A 265-nucleotide genomic window follows, 5' to 3' on the forward strand; every position below is an offset into this window, starting at 1 on the left:
CGCAAAGGCACGTGGCAAATCTTCCAAATCTAGCGTGAGTGCAAACGCTACCATCAACACGACAGACACTCTTTCATCTACCAGTGCTTTCAAACTCACGGCTATCGGGCTGGGTCTAATGGCAGCTGGTTTTTGTATACAAGCGAGTGCTAATCAAGGACTTGGAAATCATACAGACGGTGACTATAGTCATGAGCATGGAGGGCTTGGTCTTCACTTTCATTCAGGCACTAATAATGGACATGGTCCTGGAAGTATTCCAGGT

At 46.8% G+C, this 265-nt stretch carries 1 protein-coding gene; it reads left to right on the forward strand.

What is annotated here, in order from left to right; genetic code table 11:
- The coding region (locus AAEY75_RS15560; protein WP_352260097.1) for a hypothetical protein at positions 1 to 265 on the forward strand (265 nt) is incomplete at both ends.

Source organism: Psychrobacter sp. TB55-MNA-CIBAN-0194 (assembly GCF_040309505.1).
Taxonomy (GTDB): Bacteria; Pseudomonadota; Gammaproteobacteria; order Pseudomonadales; family Moraxellaceae; genus Psychrobacter; species Psychrobacter fozii.